Source organism: Streptomyces sp. NPDC051172 (genome assembly GCF_040682555.1).
GTDB lineage: Bacteria > Actinomycetota > Actinomycetes > Streptomycetales > Streptomycetaceae > Streptomyces.
Genome location: NZ_JBFBBE010000378.1, coordinates 1 through 1,282 on the forward strand (window position 1 = coordinate 1; position 1,282 = coordinate 1,282).

Annotated in this window: 2 protein-coding genes; one reads left to right on the forward strand and one right to left on the reverse strand. The window is 75.4% G+C overall.

Annotated elements, in window-relative coordinates; genetic code table 11:
- The coding region (locus tag AB0N07_RS51265; RefSeq protein WP_365847898.1) for a hypothetical protein at nucleotides 1-525 on the reverse strand (525 nt) is incomplete at its 3' end.
- 262 nt (nucleotides 526-787) lie between these two features.
- On the opposite strand from AB0N07_RS51265, the gene AB0N07_RS51270 reads away from it, so the two are divergent.
- The coding region (locus AB0N07_RS51270) for a hypothetical protein (RefSeq protein WP_365847900.1) at nucleotides 788-1,282 on the forward strand (495 nt) is incomplete at its 3' end.

The following is a 1,282-nucleotide window of genomic DNA, read 5'->3' on the forward strand; positions in this document are numbered from 1 at the left end:
GCGCAGGCGGTCGAAGGCGGGGTGGTCGAGGCCCAGGTAGGAGCCGTCCGCGAGGATCAGCGTGGTCTTGCCCTGCACGAGCGCGGTGAACAGCTCCACGAACGGCAGCACGTGCCCGTCCACGGAGACCTGCACGCCGAGGTCGAACCAGTCGTTCTGCGTGGCCTTCGTGCCGACCTCGATGCGCGGGGCGGCCTTCAGCTCGCGGTAGTCGGGGCGGTCGCCGGTGACGTCCACGCGCACGTGGTCGGCGCGCTGCAGCAGCGGCAGCACCTGCTCGGAGAACCGGGCGGCGCCCACGCCCTCGAGGACCTGCTCCTCCGCACGGCCGGCGCGCGGCCAGAGCTCGGCCACGGCGCGCAGCACCGCGTCCTCGTGCCGGGTGTCCCGCAGCGGGTCGCCGCCGGCCTCGAGGCCGAGTTCGCGGGGCGGGTCGAAGTAGAGCCAGGACCAGCGCAGCACGAGCTCGTGGTCGGGCCGGAAGTCGGCGCCCCCGCCCGCGTGCGGCAGACAGAACAGCCGCACCGGCGCGCAGCCGCAGCACGGGCGGCTCGAACTCGGGCAGCTCCACGGAGGCGTCGCCGCTGGTCACGGGCAGGGCGCCACGCAGCCGCGGGTAGATCCGGCCGAGGAACTCCTCGCGGTCCACGGCGGGCACGCGCACGGGCCCGCCGGCGAGCACGAGCTGCTGCACGGCCTCGGGGACGGGGCGTTCGGCGGGGATCAGGCGGAGCACGGCCTCCTCGTCCGTGAGCTCCACGCGGTAGAAGCCGATGCCGCCCACGGCGTGCACACCGCTCAGCCCGGGGCCGGGCGGGGCCGGGTCCAGGGACGGGGCCACGTCCAGGCCGCCGTCGGGGGCGCGGGTGACGTCCAGCCCGACGGCGACGGGCGCCTCCAGCACCACGTCCGTCAGCAGCCCCAGCGGCACGAGCTCCACCCCGACCTCGCGGGCCTCCACGAGCAGCTGCCAGATCCGCGGGGAGTCGAAGACGTGCAGACCGAACCAGGCGTCGCCCGGGTAGGAGTCCTCGGCCTGGACCTGACGCCAGATCAGGCGCATCGCCCGCTCCTGGGCGGGGGCGAACTCGGCGCGCGGGAACTGGAACGCCTTCCACGTCAGCCCGCCCTTGATCCACGTCCCCTTGGCCCCGCGCTTGAGCGGGCGCACGGTCACGTACAGCGGGCGGCCCTCGCGCACCTGCTCCTCCCCGGCCGTCGCCGGGCCCCACTGCTGGAACGCGTTGCGGGAGGACTCGGCCACGAGCTCCACGCCGATCGC